Raw genomic sequence first — 17,012 nt, 5'->3', positions numbered from 1 at the left:
TTGATCTGGTCGACTGAAGCGTTGTTCAATCTATAAAAAGTTACGCTTGACTACTTTACATAACCAGATAAGCAATTAAACTTGTGGGTAGTTTGCAATGATTTCTAATGAAATACTATTCCAATATGACTATAACCAACCCTTTATTATTACAAAATCCTATCGAGCATGTTAATGACATAGATGCTAACTATGTTGAGCCAGCTATTGAACAAATAATTGCCGATAATCGTCAGCAAATTGCAGCGTTGACTCAGCTACCCAATAAAACCTGGGAAAATTTCATGCTGCCGATGGATATTCTAGAAAATCGGCTGGGCAAAGCCTGGTCGCCGGTATCTCATTTAAATAGCGTATGTAACAGTCAGGCATTGCGAGAAGCTTACGATAAGGGGCTTAGCCATTTAACCGATTATTCTACACAGCTTGGGCAGGACAAAGCGCTATTTAGTGCAACTCAAGCGCTTTATGATGACCGAGAAAATCTGCAACTGACTGCAACACAAACCCATATTTTAAAAGATTCATTGTTGGGATTTCGATTATCGGGTGTTGATTTATCTGAAGCGCTGCAGGCTGAATTTGCAAAAATTCAAAAGCGCTTATCACAACTTAAATCAAAGTTTGAACATAATATACTCGATGCCACTATGAGCTGGCGCAAACCGATTAGTGATAAAAACTTACTCAACGGTTTACCCGAAACTGAATTAGAAATTCTGGCCGCGAATGCAAAAGCTCGTGGTGAGAGCGGGTATTTAATTACCTTAGAAATACCTAGCTATCTTGCAATTTTAACTTATGCCGATGATCGAAAGCTGCGTGAAGAAGTTTATTATGCTTACGTTACGCGGGCATCAGAACTCGGTTTTGATAAAGGGCAATATGATAATGGGCCTATCATGGAAGAAATATTATCACTCAAAAATGCCAAAGCTAAACTATTAGGTTTTGATAATTTTGCCCAGTTGAGTCTAGAATCAAAAATGGCCGAATCACCAGAGCAAGTAATCGCGTTTTTAGAGCAGTTAAATCATGCTGCGCATCAGCAGGCCAAAGATGAGCTGGCAACATTGCAGGCTTATGCAAAACAGTCCGGTATTGATGAACTTGCGTCTTGGGATGTGGCTTATTACAGCGAAAAATTAAAACAGAAAACTTTTGAAATATCTCAGTCTGAATTAAGACCTTATTTCGTGGTCGATAAAGTGATGCAGGGGCTGTTTGATTTAACTGAGCAACTATTCAATGTGACTTTTCAACAAACTAATGATAAGGCTATTTGGCATCCTAAAGTTAGACATTATGAGTTGTTACGTGACAATCAGGTAATTGCTGAATTTTATCTGGATTTGTTCGCTCGTCAGCATAAGCGTGGCGGTGCGTGGATGGACGTTTGTCAAAGCCGTTACAAAACTGATACCCAGCAAATCCAAATTCCAATTGCCTATCTGACGTGTAATTTTGCCGAACCTGCTGAAAATAAACCAGCATTATTAACTCATGATGAAGTGGTGACCTTGTTTCATGAATTTGGTCATGGTATCCACCATATGTTAACGCAAGTCGATGAGCTGGCGGCCTCGGGAATTTCTAATGTACCTTGGGATGCTGTTGAATTACCCAGTCAGTTTATGGAAAACTTTTGTTATCATCCCGAAGTTATTAATCAAATAAGCGGACATTATGAAACCGGCGAACCTTTGCCCGAAAATAAATTGAATAAGTTGATTGAAGCAAAGAACTTTCAATCGGCAATGATGATGGTACGCCAAATCGAATTTTCACTTTTTGATATTAAAATTCATATGGCCGAACCATTAAAAGTTGATACTATTCAACAAGAGCTAAATGAAATTCGCAAAGCAGTTGCGGTTATGCCTCCACCTGAATTTAATCGTTTCCAGCATAGTTTTTCACATATTTTTGCAGGTGGCTATGCGGCTGGTTATTACAGTTATAAATGGGCTGAAGTTTTATCTGCAGATGCATTTTCTTTATTTGAAGAAGAAGGTGTTTTAAACCAAGCGGCAGGTAGAAAATTTCTAACCAATATTTTGGAAAAGGGCGGTTCAGCCGATCCGATGGAATTATTTGTTGCGTTTCGCGGTCGTAAACCATCGGTTGAACCATTGTTGCGCCACGCTGGCATTGACACATCTAATGTGTATGAATAATTTGTATTTTATCGGTTATGAAGCTGCGCAACAGACCTCCGAACAACTTACAGAAAAAAGTCCACTGGCAAATAACGAGATTGTAAATAATAAAATTGTGCAACTGGCAAAACAGTTTGATATGACTATCGTTGATAGTGGATTTAAGCCAGTTGCTAATCAGATTTATTTTGCTTATTCCCATCCTTGGTTATCTCTGTATTTGGAATTGAACGGGCGAGTTACTCGACTACAATTCGATTTAGCCGAAGGCGAAGTTGGCTTTCGTGCAGCAAGAGTCAGTAAAAGTAATGAAGTTGTTGCTAAAGCAATAGGTTGTAAACCGCATTACCGGCCAAAAGTTTTTGATGCCACTGCTGGCATGGGGCGCGATTCATTGATTATGGCGATGCTTGGTTGTGAAGTAATAATGCATGAGCGGAGTTTACCTATTTATTTATTGCTTGAAAATGCACTAAACCGTTTACAACAAAAGTGGCCTGATATTTCTGCATGTATGCATTTGGAAAATTATGATAGTTTACAGGTTAATGAGCATTGGATAAGGGAACGAAAAGTTGATGTTGTTTATCTTGATCCCATGTTTCCCGAGAGAAAAAAGTCGGCGTTAGTCAAACAAGAGATGCGGATTTTTAAAGTTTTGGCTGGTGAAGATGCCGATGCCGATCAATTAATGATAAATACGCTTAAAAGTGGCGTGAAACGTGTCGTGGTGAAACGGCCAAAAGGAGCTGAGCACTTAGCCAGTAAAAAGCCTAATCACGAAATTATTGCCAAAAAATTTCGTTATGATGTTTATTTGAATCACTAGATGCTACGATATGATAAATCTGATGTTAATGGCAGATTAAATGATTTATGGCTAATCATGGAGTCTTAAACTTTCACTAACAGGAAATAAAATAATGATTCTTATTGACACTCCCCGCCTACAAATGCGTGAATTTACACTGGAAGATGTTGATGCGGTTTATGAATTTTCAAGTCATCCTCAGGTTATTGAGTTTACTGGCGACAAATTGGTAGAGTCACGCGAAAATGCTAAAGCACTAATCGAAAATGTTTGGTTAAAAGAGTATCAACAATACGGCTATGCCCGATATGCACTAATCCATAAATTGGATGCGCGCATCATTGGTTTTTGTGGTATTAAGTTTGAACCAGAAGATAATTTGCCCGATATTGGCTATCGAATGCTACCAGTCTATTGGGGACAAGGTTTAGCGACCGAAGCGGTTAAAGCCACGCTGCAATATGCTAAAGAAAAACTAAAATTATTCAAAATTTTTGGCGAAGCAGTTGATGAAAACATTGCTTCTCAACAAGTAATGCTTAAGTCGGGGTTACAACATGTAGCGCAATATCAAAAGTATGGCTATTTAGTACATCGTTTTGAAACTCAATGGTAAAAAAATGAATGTGTTAAAATCCATGTTATTCAACTAGGCGTAATTTCCGATTAAATAATTGTTTTACCTGGCTGGCAGGTAATGGCTTAGAGTAAAGGTAGCCTTGACCAATTTTACAGCCTTCGCCTAATAATAGTTTTTCCTGGGATTTGGTTTCAACACCCTCCGCGACGACTGCCAAATCCATACTTTCAGCAATAGATAAAACGGCTTTGACTATGGCCATATCAACCTGATCTGACTCCGCACTTTTAACAAAGGTTTTATCAATTTTAATGGTGTTAATTGGAAATTTTTTTAGATAATTTAAAGATGACTGACCTGTCCCAAAGTCATCAATAGAGATTTTAAAACCGATATCGCGTAGTTTTTTAAGTTTTTTAACGGCCATTTCAGGATCGGAGATGACACTGGTTTCGGTAATTTCAATGTGAATATTCTGAGGATTGATTTGATACTCCTCAATAGTGTTTACTAACGATGTAACCAAAGTGTTCGATTGGAGTTGTTTAGCCGACAAGTTGATTGCAATATAAAATTCTTGTGAAATATTGGTTTTCCACTCTCTCAATTGCTCAAGTGCATGACAAAATACCCAGTCGCCTAATTCATTAATTAATCCGAGATCTTCGGCAATAGGGATAAAATGCTCGGGTGAAATATTACCGAGATGCGGATGCTGCCAGCGCAATAGCGCTTCAAAACCGAGAATTTTTTGGTTAGTGATATTAATAATAGGTTGGTAGTGTAAGCTGAATTCATTGTTTTTCATTGCTGAGCGCAACGCAGATTCTAGTTCGAGTCTTGAGTGATTTTCTTTATTCATATATTCGGCAAAAAACTTATAGTTTGCTGCGGCTGATTCTTTCGCTTTATACATTGCGGTATCCGCATTCTTACACAGACTGGATGTATCAGTACCATCATTTGGATAAATTGAAATACCAATACTCGTGCCAACATATAAGTTTAAATTATTAATCATAAATGGCTGGTTAATAACATTGATTAATTTATTGGCTATGCCGGTAATATCATTTAGATTAATCAGCTCTTTTTGTTCTGACAAAATAATGGTGAATTCGTCACCTCCTAATCGGGCAACCGTGTCTGATTCTCGGACGGATTTTGTTAGTCGCTGAGCAACCTGAATTAATAATTCATCACCAATTTCGTGACCATAAGTATCATTAACATATTTAAATCGATTTAAATCCATATACATCAAGGCAAATCTTTTGTTTTCTCGATTTGCTTGAATGATCATACGATCAAGTCTTTCATTAAATAATACGCGATTGGGTAATTGAGTTAATTGATCATAATAGGCTAGTTTTTCCAGCTCTTCTGCTGCCAGCTTTTGTTGAGTAATATCTTTGAATAAACCAATATAATTACAAATACGATTATCTTTTCCGCGCACAGTGTTTATAGTTAGCCAGGTTGGAAAAATTTCGCCGTCTTTACGTCGATTCCATATTTCACCGCTCCAATGATTTTCATGGGCGATTTTTTGCCACATTTCCTCATAAAAAAGTTTATCGTGTTTTCCTGAGTAGGCAATATTGGCTTTTTTTCCTATCGCATAGTTCTTAGAAAAGCCAGTAATACTACAGTATGCCTGATTAATATTAACAATATTTAAATTTTCATCTGTAATCATGATGGCTTCATTAGTATTGTTAAAGACTTTTTCTGCTAGGTATAAATCTCTTTCATTCTTTTTCTTTGCACTAATATCATAAGCGATACTCAGATAGCCTTCGATATCGCCTTGTTCATTAAATAAAGCGGTAATTGATAAGTGGACGGGAATTTTATCTCCATTTTTATGCACATAAGTCCATTCATCTTCATAGACTTCGCCCATACTGGGAATCGCGACAAAAACATCAAAACCGGGTTGTACATCAATACCAAATCGGTGCTTTAATTCTTCTGCTTTTCGGCTAACTTCATGTTTATCATGAAAAGCCTCTGGATTTTTTTTATTGACTAGTTCTTCCGCTTTAAAACCTAATAAATATTCTGCTGACTTATTAAAAGAAGTAATGATGCCTTCAGGTGATGTTGCAATAATTGAATAATTTGCGCTATTAATAATTGCCTGCTTTAGTTGTTCGCTTCTTTGTAGAGCTTCTTCTTCTTCGCTAAACCGTTGTACCAGTTCATTAATTAATGAGGCAATATCGGAAAGTTCATCATTAATATTTAATTGAATTTGAACATCTCTTTCGCCGCCAATCCAACGAATTAAAATATTTTTAATTTTTATGACTCGCTCAGTGATTAAGTAGTGAGTGATAATTAATATAAAAATAGCCCCTATAATACTACCAATACCGATATAGACTGACTGAGTGATGATTCCTTGTAAGACTTCGTTTGTTTTGTAGGTTAAATCTTTTCGATAAATAGCTACACCACATTGCTGATTTCTTAAGCTAATTTGAAAATTACTTTGACAGATAGGAACCATACCATCAATCCATTGGTTTTCTGTCGATGACCATACAGAGGAGGTGTTTTTTTCAAGTACTCTTTGATATTGTTTGGAATTAAATTCGTAATTAAGTTGCTTCCAATATTTACCAATATCAACGGGCGATGTTGAGGCTCTAACTTTTCCATTGGGTGAGGTTACGACAAGTAGCAAGGTATCAATTTCTGATGATTTGGCCGCAACGGACTGGCTGATACCTTCCGCTTGACCATAGATGATATAGCGTTCAAATTCACTTTGAATCAGGTTTAAGTCATTGAGTAATTGCTTGGTAATGGTTTTGGTTACCCGATCGGTAACCTGTTGTTTGCTGATAATAAAACTAACCAGTGTCGCTAGTAATGCAAACCCAAACAGTAATAGTGCTAATAAAAACTTTAATGAAATTCTCATTATTGTTGTGGAATAAACTCATCGGTTATCAGGTTAGAGAGACTAGGTTTTTGACTGATTAATTGTAAATGCTGCATTAAGTTAACCAAGCGCTCCATAGTTTCTCTTAATTTAGGATGTTCGCCGGTCAACAAATCAAAATTTTCTCTTGCATTAGGTAAGATTAATCCTTCATAGGTTTTTGCCACTTCATCAACACTGATTTTCATGCGATTTGCAATAAATCGATAGCTTTTTAGTGGATTTTTTTGTATCTCATTAAGTGCGACAAACCAGGCATCGACTAGCGCATGAATCTTTTCGGCATGTTGTAAATAAAAGGATTCATGTACGACCAAAACATCGACAACTTCACCTGGAATTTGATTAGAGCTAAAAATAGGTGTCAACCCTTCATTTAATAGTCTGGTTTTAATGGGATCGTAGGTAACAAAAGCATCGGCTTTATCCTGTTTTAGTGCTGCCATATTACTATTGACGTCCATATTGACAACCTGAATATCTTTTAACTGTACATCATTGAGCTGCAACGCTCGGCTTAGTAGATAAGCGCCCACCGCCGAACTTTCTACGGCAACGCGTTTTCCCTTGAGTTGAGTAACATTTTTGATTGATGGTTTAGCAAGAATAACATCGCCACCATTTGAAATATCGCAAATCAAAATGATTTTCACTGGTGTATCATTTTCTACTAAACTGACGACTTCATCCAATGTTAATGCTGCAACTTCAAGCGTATGGTTTTTAAAAGCTCGGAGCACTTCACTTGTCGATGGGTAATCGATAGTTCGAATATTATGCGGTTCCAATTTACCCAATGACTTGGCCAGATGGATAGGTTCGTAACCTGGCCAAAGTGTTGTCCCTATTCTAATCGGTTCCTCAGTTGCTGAAATACTACTGAGGCTAAAAATGAATCCCATGAGGAGAAACAAAAAACGCATCGATACTTACTCTTTCAGCTATATTTTGTTTAAGTATAGCTAAATTACTTCAATTTAAAGGATTTTTCTCTAAATAGAAACTTGCAAGAATTGAAAAAGATAGTTTTTTTAAATCGATTCGAGTTAAAAAAATTCAACATAAGAAGATTTATTAAAAGAGTTGTTGTTGACATTGTAATATGCGATTGATGATAAATGACTTTTCAATGTGTCGGCGTTGCCGGGTCTGAGCGATTTGATAATGCTCAAGTGCTAGTTGAAACTGGCCATTATCAAAATATAAACCTGCCAGTGAGGTATAATAGTGACGATAACCGTCCAGTTGCTCTGCTAACTGTTTGACTTGTTCAATGGCGGTTTGTGGGTGACCGCTCTTGGCTAATGCAATTGCCGCATTTAATTGAATGACAGGATTCGGATCCTGTTGAATCAGTAATTGATAAAGCTGGTAAATTTGTAACCAGTCGGTTTGCTCGCTACTTACTGCATTATTATGGAGTGATGCGATTGCTGCTTGGAGTGCATATGGTGTACCTTTGCCCATTTTAATGGCTTTTTCTGCTAAAATATTACCCTCCTGGATATTTTTTTGTTTCCATAAATGCCGGTTTTGTTGATCAAGTAATACAAAGTTTCCTTGTGCAGAAATTCTTGCGGGTGAGCGGGCATCTTGCTGCAATAATAAGGCGAGTAATCCTTTCACTTCGGCATCATTTTTTATACATTGGTCGAGTAGTCTGGCAAGTCGAATCGCTTCTTTACAACGCTCATCATGAATCGATATCTGATTATCGGAAGGAAAATAGCCTTCGTTAAATAATAGGTAAATAGTTTTTAATACACTTGCCAGACGAGTAGGCCAGTCTTTGCAAGAAGGTGTTTGGTAGGGAATCTGATTACTTGATATTTTCTTTTTAGCTCGTAGTAACCGCTGTTCTAGGGTTGTTTCATTGATAACCAGCGCACTGGCAATTTGGGTAATCGATAAACCTAATACATGTTTCAGTGCCAGAATGATTTGAGTTTGTTGATTAAGTGCCGGATGGCAGCAGGTAAAAATCAAGCGGAGTAAGTCATCGTTATAGCTTAATAACAGCGCCTGCTCATTCAAATCGGGTAGTAGGGTTGGCTCTGGCAAAGCTTCGAGTGATACTTTTTTCTGCTCAATTCGATAGTGATCAATATACTTATTGAGTGCTACACGAATCAACCAAGCGGCTGGACTGTCAGGTAAGTTTTTGGGCCAGTTGAATAGCGCCTTTTCGACAGCAACTTGTAAATATTCTTCGGCGCAGTCAATTGTTTTTAAATGTGTCATTAAACGTGCCAATGCTTGGGGATATGCGGCTTGAATGTGTGCGTTGACCCTGTTCATTAGCGATTGGTGTTTAAAAATAAAAGCAGTATACAGCGATTTGAAAAACTTAAGAAGTTATCGCTTCAGCAAGAGTATCGTCGTGTAGTAATGATAAAATGCCAATATGTTCTTAATAATTGTCAATATTGGCAACTTTATATGGATGGTTATGATTGTTCGTCAAATAACATAATTGGCCTAACTTCTATTGAACCATCTCTCACGCTGGGGATTTTGGCGGCTAAGGAAATCGCTTCTTCCAAGGTATCACATTCTAACAAATAGTAACCCCCTAATTGTTCTTTCGTTTCGGCAAATGGGCCATCAGTTATAATGGTTTCGCCATTTCTGACCCTTACCGTCGTTGCGGTTGCTGTCGGTTGAAGGGCATCACCAGCAATAAATTGCCCAGAATCTTTTACTTCTTGAGTAAATTGCATATATTCATTAAAAATTTGCTCATTTTCGGAATCAGGACGCGAGCCCATCAGTGCTTCTGACTCATAGATTAAACATAAAAATTGCATGGTATTCTCCTGTATTGTGATTGGTTTATTGCACTATTTACAATAATTGTCATTGATGATTGCTATCTATAGCTTTTATCGGCAACTGTTATAAAGACGAATAAGCCAATTGAAAATCGACAAAATAAATAAAAAACTTACAGAATATTTATCATTTTGAATGATAGCGATGTAAGTGTTTATTATTTAAGCAGAATATTCGTTAAATAAATTAATAGAACCAAACATTCAAGCTCCGTAGCGGTACAGAGAATACACCAGACTACCAGTCTGTTTGGATTTGACCGTGTCCCATGAAAAATCTACCTGATCAGCTGTGTTTTTTTCATGTTCTACATAAATTAATGCGCCCGGCATTAAATGTGGGGTGAGCCTGGCTTCAATATCGGTAAGCATTGCTTGACCAAAAGGAGGATCTAAGAAGACCAAGTTAAATTGCTGTTGATTAGTGTGTAAAAATTTCTCAAAGCTCTGATTGACGATTTTAGCGTTCTCAATAGCGAGTAATTGGCAATTTTTTTTAAGGTCTATTACTACCTTGGGACTTTTCTCGACAAAAGTAAGTTGCACAGCACCACGCGAAATGGCTTCAAATCCCAAGGCACCACTTCCTGCGAATAAATCCAGACAATGGGCTTGATGGATGTCAGCTATTAGCCAGTTAAATAAAGTTTCGCGAATTCTATCTAGAGTTGGCCTGAGTCCGTCTACTGTAGCAAACTGCAGTTTTCTGCCACGCATTTGACCCCCAATTATACGTAAAGTACCTTGGGTCAAATTAGATTGTTTTTTATCACTTTGATTGCGGGGCTTTGATTGTTGCATAATTTCATTGCAAATTGACTTTACATTGTATTTTAATAGAGATACACATCGACCACAATGGTTAGAACGGCGTATTTATCACAAGCATTAAGCTGTTGAAAACAAAATAATAATCTTAATATAGAGGAAATAAACATGATAAGCTGGAACGATTTTCAAAAAGTTGAAATGAGAGTAGGGACCATTATAGAAGCCAGCGTTTTTCAAGAAGCAATTAAACCGGCTTATTTGCTCAAAATTGATTTTGGTGAGGCGATCGGTATAAAAAAATCGAGTGCGCAAATTACTCAGATTTATCAACCAGAGCAGCTTGTTGGTCAACAGATTATTGCCGTTGTCAACTTTCCACCTAAACAAATTGGACCAATAATGTCAGAGTGTCTGGTTACCGGGTTTCACCAAGAAGATGGAGCCGTGGTGCTTAGCAGTGTTGAAAGGTATGTGCCTAACGGAACGCGAATGGCCTAGTTCGAATGATGATAGTTCTGGTCAATAAACAAACAGTCAATTTATAAAAATCAGCAAAACTCATCGTAAAAGGTATAAAGAAAAAAACGATCTTGTCTATATTAATTAATGCCTTTTAATTTAATTTTATGACATCACCTAAATATTTATTATTAAAGAAGTTTTTATCAATATTCAAGCATATTATTATTGGAATTTCTCATTTTTATCAACCATACTTTTAAGTGACAAATTCTTTTAATCTTAACTTGTGTAGCGTGTATGTCGCAAAGACGTGATGAAAAGTTGACAACACAATCTCCGAATCCTGACTTCTCGGAAAAACAGGTGAACCCTTCAATTGAGGAATTAAGTGCGCAGTTAAATGATAAAGATGCAGAAATTGAATCATTAAAACAACAACTGTTTTTTCGTACCCAAGAAGCAACTTATAACCAAAAACTTCAGCAGGTTGTATTTAAAATTTCTGAATTAGCCATCGATAAAAATGATCTAACTCATTTTTATCGATCATTGCATGATATTATTAATCAGTTATTTAATACAGAAAATTTTTGCCTATTACTGTTAACCGACAACAAAAATGCGTTGCAATGTGCATATGCGAGTGAACAATGCCGGGCTAATTTACCCGAGTTGATTGGGCTTAACCAAAATAATATTATCACTTATTTGTTTGAACAAACCTCCGCAATACTATTAACCGAAATTCAAATCAATCAAAGCCAGTTTTCAGATGATTTTTTCTTTTCACAGCAAAGACCTCGTTCAATTTTAGGTACTCCATTAGTTGTTGATGGTTCAGCTATTGGTATGATGTTTATACACAGTTATTCTGAAGATCATTATTTTGAAGAACGCAGCTGTCAGCTATTTGATTACATTGGCAATATGGTTGCTTCTACACTCTTGCGAAAATTACAAAAGCTTAATCTAGAACATAAATATGCTGATCGCACCGATAAACTGACCGAAGAAATTCGAATGCGACGGATGCTGCAAAAAACAGAAAATACGCTGCTGAATATTGCAGAACTAGCTAACTCAAAAATTAGTCTGAATGCTTTTTACTTTGAAATACATCGTCTGATATCAACACTAATTTATGCTCGAAATCTGTATATTGTTTTAAGAGAGGGTAATCTTTATCGCTTTGCCTACTACTCTGATTCAAAGGATGATACATCTCTCAGTGACTTTAAAGCGTACGACTGTACTACGCATAAAAGTTTAACCGCTCGATTATTTCGTTCTGATCAACCGCTGGTTCTACGTAATGAAGATATTGAGTTGCTCGCTGAACAAGGTGAAATTATTCGGCGTGGTCCCAAAACGCGCTCATGGTTAGGAATTCCATTGAGAATCGATGAAGAAACGATTGGTGCGATTGTTCTGCAATCATATATTGAAGAAAAAATTTATAATGATAAAGATATGCTGCTTATGGAGTATGTGGCAAAACCTGTAGCCAATGCAATTCAACGCAAGAGTGTGCAAAGTCAGCTAGAAGAATTAGTCAATAAGCGAACACTGGCTTTGCAAGATACCAATAAAAAGTTGCAAGAACAATTTGATGAAGTCACAAAAGCAGAAAAGCTGCATAGTGCGTTGTATGAAATTGCTAACTTAGCATCAGGTGCTGAAGATCTCTATAAGTTTTTTGATAATCTATTTCATATTATTCGACAGTTCTTTCAAACAGAAAACTTTTATATTGGACTAGCCGAAGGTGATAGCCTGGTTATTCATTATGCCAGAGATGAGCTTGATGGACAGTTAATCGAAAATATGAAACTACCGATTAATAAAAACACACTGACAACAGTGCTCTATCGCTCTAATCAGTCATTATTAATTGATCCAAAAGATTTAGACGATTTAATAGAGAAGTATAACTTTAAATTGATTGGCAGTTTGTTTGAATCCTGGTTGGGCGTAACACTAAAGAATAACAACAAAAACATTGGTATCATGGTTATTCAAAGTTATCATAAAGATATTGTTTATAGTGAATGGCATCGCGACTTATTAGAGTTTATTGCCCATCATGTGGCCATTGCGATTGAGCGCAAACGTTACAAATTTAATTTAGAAAAAGAAATTAAAGAGCGAACCGAAGAGCTTGAAAAAGAAATTGAAATTCGTAAAGAAACAGAGTCGACACAGTCGGCGCTTTATCAAATAGCTAATCTGGCTAATATGGATATTGAGCTGGAGTTATTCTATCAACAAATTCATCAAATTATAGGCACCTTACTATATAGTGAAAATTTATATATTGCTATTCAAGATGAAAAAAATGATCAGATCAAGATGGTTCACTATGTTGACACTATGGATGACTTTGATGTGAATTCATTTTCTGAAATGCCTGCTCATAGTCTAAAAAATAGCTTAACTGGTTTTGTTATGCGTCAAGGAAAACCGCTATTAACTACCAAAAAGGGGATTGCTGAGCTTGTTAAAAAACACAAATTGAAGACCCTCGGTGAAGAAACGGTTTCATGGCTTGGTGTTCCGTTGATGGTTGAAAATAAAGTCATTGGTATTATGGCTTTGCAAAGTTATTTGCCTGATTTCTATTATACGGAAAAGGATAAGGAGCTGATGATTTTTGTTGGGCAGCATGTTGCAACAGCCATACAGCGTAAAAGAAACCAAGACTTTCTCGAATTTATGGTTGAAGAAAGAACCAATGAGTTGAACCTTTCTAATGAGCAACTGAAATATCAAATTAAAATTACCGAAAAGTCTAAAAAACTACAAACCGCTCTATTTCAAATTGCTGATTTAGCTTCGGGGGCCGAGTCAATGAATCGATTGTACTCAGCCATTCATGAAATAATTATGCGGTTAATTGGTGCTGAAAATCTTTATATTTGTTTGTATGATAAAACAAAAGAAAAAGTTGAATTTGTATACTTTGTTGATATCGAAGATGAAATGGATATTGAACAAGTCTGCTTAATTCCCAGTAGTGACATTTTAAAAACTTCTACCGGAAAGGTATTATTAACTGGAGAGTCCATTTTAAGGACGCCAGATAATACTTCACAAATTATCGGTGATGACTCGTATATTGGTAAACGTTCGCTTTATTGGTTAGGTGTTCCCCTTAAACTTGAAAATAATATTTTAGGTATGATTGCAACCCAGAGCTATGATGAACATAAAAAGCTGGGTAATGAAGATAGAAATTTACTGGAATTTGTTTCGCATCAAATTGCACTGACACTTGAGAGAAAGCAAGCGCAAGAAGCATTAGAGAAAAGGGTAGAAGAGCGAACCTATAAATTAGCAGAAACCAATGCGTCATTGGAACAGCAAGTAATTGAACGTGAGCGCAGCGAACTGATACAGGCAACGCTCTATTATGTATCAAAACTTGCAAATAAAGACATATCATTACAAACCCTATTTGCTGAAATCCACGTAGCAATTAAAGAACTGATTTATGCTGAAAGTTTTTATGTGGCACTATGGAATGAAAGTCTTCAAGAAATGAATTGGATCTATTTTTACGATGATGATGATGGGTTTGATTACAGCTTTTTAGAAGAGTTGCCTAAAGAGCAGCGTAACCGCAGCCTTGCTCGACATGTTGTTGTTTCCGGTGAGCCTTTAATGGTTGATAAACGTCGTATTGAATTAATGGCTGAGGATGGGGTAATTATTTTAATGGGACCGACTTCTGAGTATTATCTTGGCGTTCCGTTGGTTGGTTCAGAAGGTGTCGCTGGGGTTATGGCGGTGCAATCTTATATGAAAGATATTCAATATACAGAGTCTGATAAAGAGTTACTTATATTTGTCGCACAGTCAATTATGTCTACGATTGAACGACATGAATATCATTCACAGTTAGAAGAAAGTGTTCGTAAACGAACTCAAGAATTGACGGTTTCTAATCAGTTATTACAAAAAGAAATTATTCAGCGTAAACAAGCTGTAGAATTGCAAAAAGCATTATTTAAAATTTCCGAAATGCCTCAGTTGTGTACAACTGAACAAGAGCTTTATTCAAGATTACATGAAACTATCAGCAACTTAATGGTGGCGAAAAATTTCTACATTGCTATTGCCAATAAAGATTTTAATCAGTTTGAAATGAAATATGTAGTTGATGAATATGATGTGGGGATGAATCGTATTCCATTTAATATTGGGTTAACCGGCTATGTATATGAATGTGGTGAAATAACGCATTTTACTAAATCAGATATTCAGCAGTTGGAAGCACAAGGCAGACTTAAATGCATTGGACCTTATCCAATTGACTGGGTTGGAGTGCCGTTAATTTCCAGTGGTGATATTTTGGGGATTATGGTGTTGCAAAGTTATGATGAAGGAAATCTTTTTGGTGAAAAAGAGGTTAATATTCTTAACTTTGTCTCGACACATATCGCCGAAGCGCTACAAAGAAAATATGCAGAAAGAAAGCTAAATAAAGCTTACTCTGAACTCGCTGAAAAAACTAAAAAAGCAGAAGAAGCAAACGCTGCGAAATCAACATTTTTAGCCACGGTCAGTCATGAAATAAGAACGCCGATGAATGGTATTTTGGGAATGCTTTCACTACTAGGCGAAACTTCATTAAGTCGTAAACAGCGAGACTATGTCTCTAAAAGCTCAACCTCTGCAAGAACACTGTTGGCAATTATTAATGATATTCTTGATTTTTCAAAAATGGAGCATGGTAAGCTAGAGCTTGAAAATATTAACTTTAATTTATTGGAAGTTCTTGAAAATATAACCGATTTGTTTTCGAGTAAAGTGAATGAGAAACAAATTGATTTTTGTATTGATCTCTCGGCAAACGTAGCTCTTGAACGAAATGGTGATTCCTTACGTCTTTCGCAAGTACTCATTAATTTAATTGGGAATGCGGTTAAATTTACCGAAACTGGTTATATTTTATTGATAGTTTCTGAGTCTCAATCGGGGATTTTATCTTTTGTTGTTAAAGACACTGGTATTGGTATCGATGTTGATAAGCGAGATAAAATTTTTCAGTCTTTCACACAAGCTGATGATGCTACAACCAGGCGCTTTGGTGGCTCTGGATTGGGATTGAGTATTTGCCAACAACTGGTTTCTATGATGGGTGGTGAAATAAGAGTTGATGGCGAACTTGGTGTTGGTAGCATTTTCTCTTTTGATATTCGCATTGCGGTCAATGAAAGTGCCGAAATACCCCATTATAATTTTAAAAATGTCAGTGCTGTATTTGTCTCTGATACCGATTATCAAATTACTGCATGGGAGCATATTTGTGCTCGATTTGATATAGAATTCAACCATTACCATGTTGAACAGATTATGCAGAATGATTTTAATATCAAGTTTAGTGCGACTCGCCATATTCATGTGTTCATTGATGATGAAGTTAAGGAAATTACCGGGCTGGAAATTGCTGAAAAATTACGACAAAAAATTAGTGAAGCAAATTATTATTTATTAATTCAACCCGCACCGCACCTTTCTGAATTGCCTTTTCTCGAATACGATATTCAAGTTCTCCCTAAACCGGTTAAAGTCGGAATGCTGTTAAGTCGCTTAAATAAAAACTTCCGTTCTTTTTCACAACCTAAACAGATTAATGATTGTAAGCTCACTAATCAGCTGAAAGGAATCAATATCTTATTAGCAGAAGATAATCCGATTAACCAGCAAGTTGCAAGAGAAATTATTCAGGATTTTGGTGCAACTATTACGATTGTTGATAACGGTAAGAAAGCGGTTGATTTGGTTAATACACATCCGTTTGATATAGTATTGCTCGATATGCAAATGCCCGTAATGGATGGTTATCGCGCAACTCAAATTATTCGTGAAACGATTAGTGCTGACAAACTTCCAGTCATTGCCATGACAGCTAATGTGATGAAAGGAGACCGCGAGCGTTGTATTGACTGTGGCATGAATGATTTTATTGGTAAACCTTTTGAACGACTTGAGTTATTTGAGGTAATTAAAAACAATTTAACTGGTGATAAGAAAATAAAAATTGACGAAGAAAAATATCAATTTGAATGCCGCAATAATTGTAAAGATAAAGCGATTGCTAATGACAATCATCCTTTTAATTTGCAGTACTTATCAGATAAATTTGGTAGTGAAGATTTTGCGCTAGAATTAATAAAAATGTTTCATGAAAATCATAGTAATGATTCAATAAAAATAATGGAGCTGGTCAGGGCAAAAGATTTTTTAGCTGCCGAAAAAATAGTGCACAAACTTAAAGGTTCGGCAGGAGAGTTAGGCATGGATGAACTCTTTCAACTGGCTGAAAAAGTCGACTTGGAATTAAAAAGCAACCGAGCGCCAACTTCGCGCAACTTAAAACTATTAAGCCGTACCCTAATGGATTATATTGTAGAGATTGAGTTGGTCATTTAAACGTTTGGCT

Annotated in this window: 10 protein-coding genes; 5 read left to right on the top strand and 5 right to left on the bottom strand. The window is 36.4% G+C overall.

What is annotated here, in order from left to right; translation table 11 throughout:
• Positions 1–125: 125 nt before the first annotated feature.
• From ABVT42_RS15790 to ABVT42_RS15780, 3 genes are all read left to right on the top strand, one after another.
• Positions 126–2,177: a M3 family metallopeptidase gene (locus ABVT42_RS15790; RefSeq protein ID WP_353895773.1), complete on the top strand. Its 2,052-nt coding sequence runs from the start codon at positions 126–128 to the stop codon at positions 2,175–2,177.
• Complete coding sequence (locus ABVT42_RS15785) at positions 2,170–2,988, top strand: class I SAM-dependent methyltransferase (protein ID WP_353895772.1); 819 nt, start codon at positions 2,170–2,172, stop codon at positions 2,986–2,988. The genes ABVT42_RS15790 and ABVT42_RS15785 overlap by 8 nt, the downstream gene beginning before the upstream one ends.
• A 94-nt stretch (positions 2,989–3,082) precedes the next feature.
• The gene (locus ABVT42_RS15780; RefSeq protein WP_353895771.1) at positions 3,083–3,586 is read left to right on the top strand and encodes a GNAT family N-acetyltransferase; all 504 of its coding nucleotides are present in this window, start codon (positions 3,083–3,085) and stop codon (positions 3,584–3,586) included.
• Between the two features lie 25 nt (positions 3,587–3,611).
• Here the strand turns inward: ABVT42_RS15780 and ABVT42_RS15775 are convergent, their stop codons facing one another.
• The 5 genes from ABVT42_RS15775 to rsmD all read right to left on the bottom strand — a co-directional run bounded on the left by ABVT42_RS15775 (position 3,612) and on the right by rsmD (position 10,135).
• Complete coding sequence (locus ABVT42_RS15775) at positions 3,612–6,482, bottom strand: sensor domain-containing protein (protein ID WP_353895770.1); 2,871 nt, start codon at positions 6,480–6,482, stop codon at positions 3,612–3,614.
• Positions 6,482–7,426, bottom strand: a complete 945-nt coding sequence (locus ABVT42_RS15770) for an ABC transporter substrate-binding protein (RefSeq protein ID WP_353895769.1) — start codon at positions 7,424–7,426, stop codon at positions 6,482–6,484. Before ABVT42_RS15770 ends, ABVT42_RS15775 begins: the two co-directional genes overlap by 1 nt.
• A 151-nt stretch (positions 7,427–7,577) precedes the next feature.
• Entirely contained in the window at positions 7,578–8,801 is a 1,224-nt protein-coding gene (locus ABVT42_RS15765) for an RNA polymerase sigma factor (RefSeq protein WP_353895768.1), read from the bottom strand.
• A gap of 149 nt (positions 8,802–8,950) precedes the next feature.
• Positions 8,951–9,310, bottom strand: a complete 360-nt coding sequence (locus tag ABVT42_RS15760; protein ID WP_353895767.1) for a YciI family protein — start codon at positions 9,308–9,310, stop codon at positions 8,951–8,953.
• A 228-nt stretch (positions 9,311–9,538) separates the two neighbouring features.
• Positions 9,539–10,135, bottom strand: a complete 597-nt coding sequence (gene rsmD / locus ABVT42_RS15755) for a 16S rRNA (guanine(966)-N(2))-methyltransferase RsmD (protein WP_353895766.1) — start codon at positions 10,133–10,135, stop codon at positions 9,539–9,541.
• A gap of 135 nt (positions 10,136–10,270) precedes the next feature.
• On the opposite strand from rsmD, the gene ABVT42_RS15750 reads away from it, so the two are divergent.
• Both ABVT42_RS15750 and ABVT42_RS15745 read left to right on the top strand, forming a co-directional pair.
• Entirely contained in the window at positions 10,271–10,603 is a 333-nt protein-coding gene (locus tag ABVT42_RS15750; RefSeq protein ID WP_353895765.1) for a tRNA-binding protein, read from the top strand.
• 261 nt (positions 10,604–10,864) lie between these two features.
• The gene (locus ABVT42_RS15745) at positions 10,865–17,002 is read left to right on the top strand and encodes a GAF domain-containing protein (RefSeq protein WP_353895764.1); all 6,138 of its coding nucleotides are present in this window, start codon (positions 10,865–10,867) and stop codon (positions 17,000–17,002) included.
• Positions 17,003–17,012: the final 10 nt, after the last annotated feature.

The organism is Aliikangiella maris (assembly GCF_040719265.1).
Taxonomy (GTDB): domain Bacteria; phylum Pseudomonadota; class Gammaproteobacteria; order Enterobacterales; family Kangiellaceae; genus Aliikangiella; species Aliikangiella maris.
The sequence above is the reverse complement of the archived record's forward strand: the minus strand, read 5'-3'. Positions and strand labels throughout refer to the sequence as shown.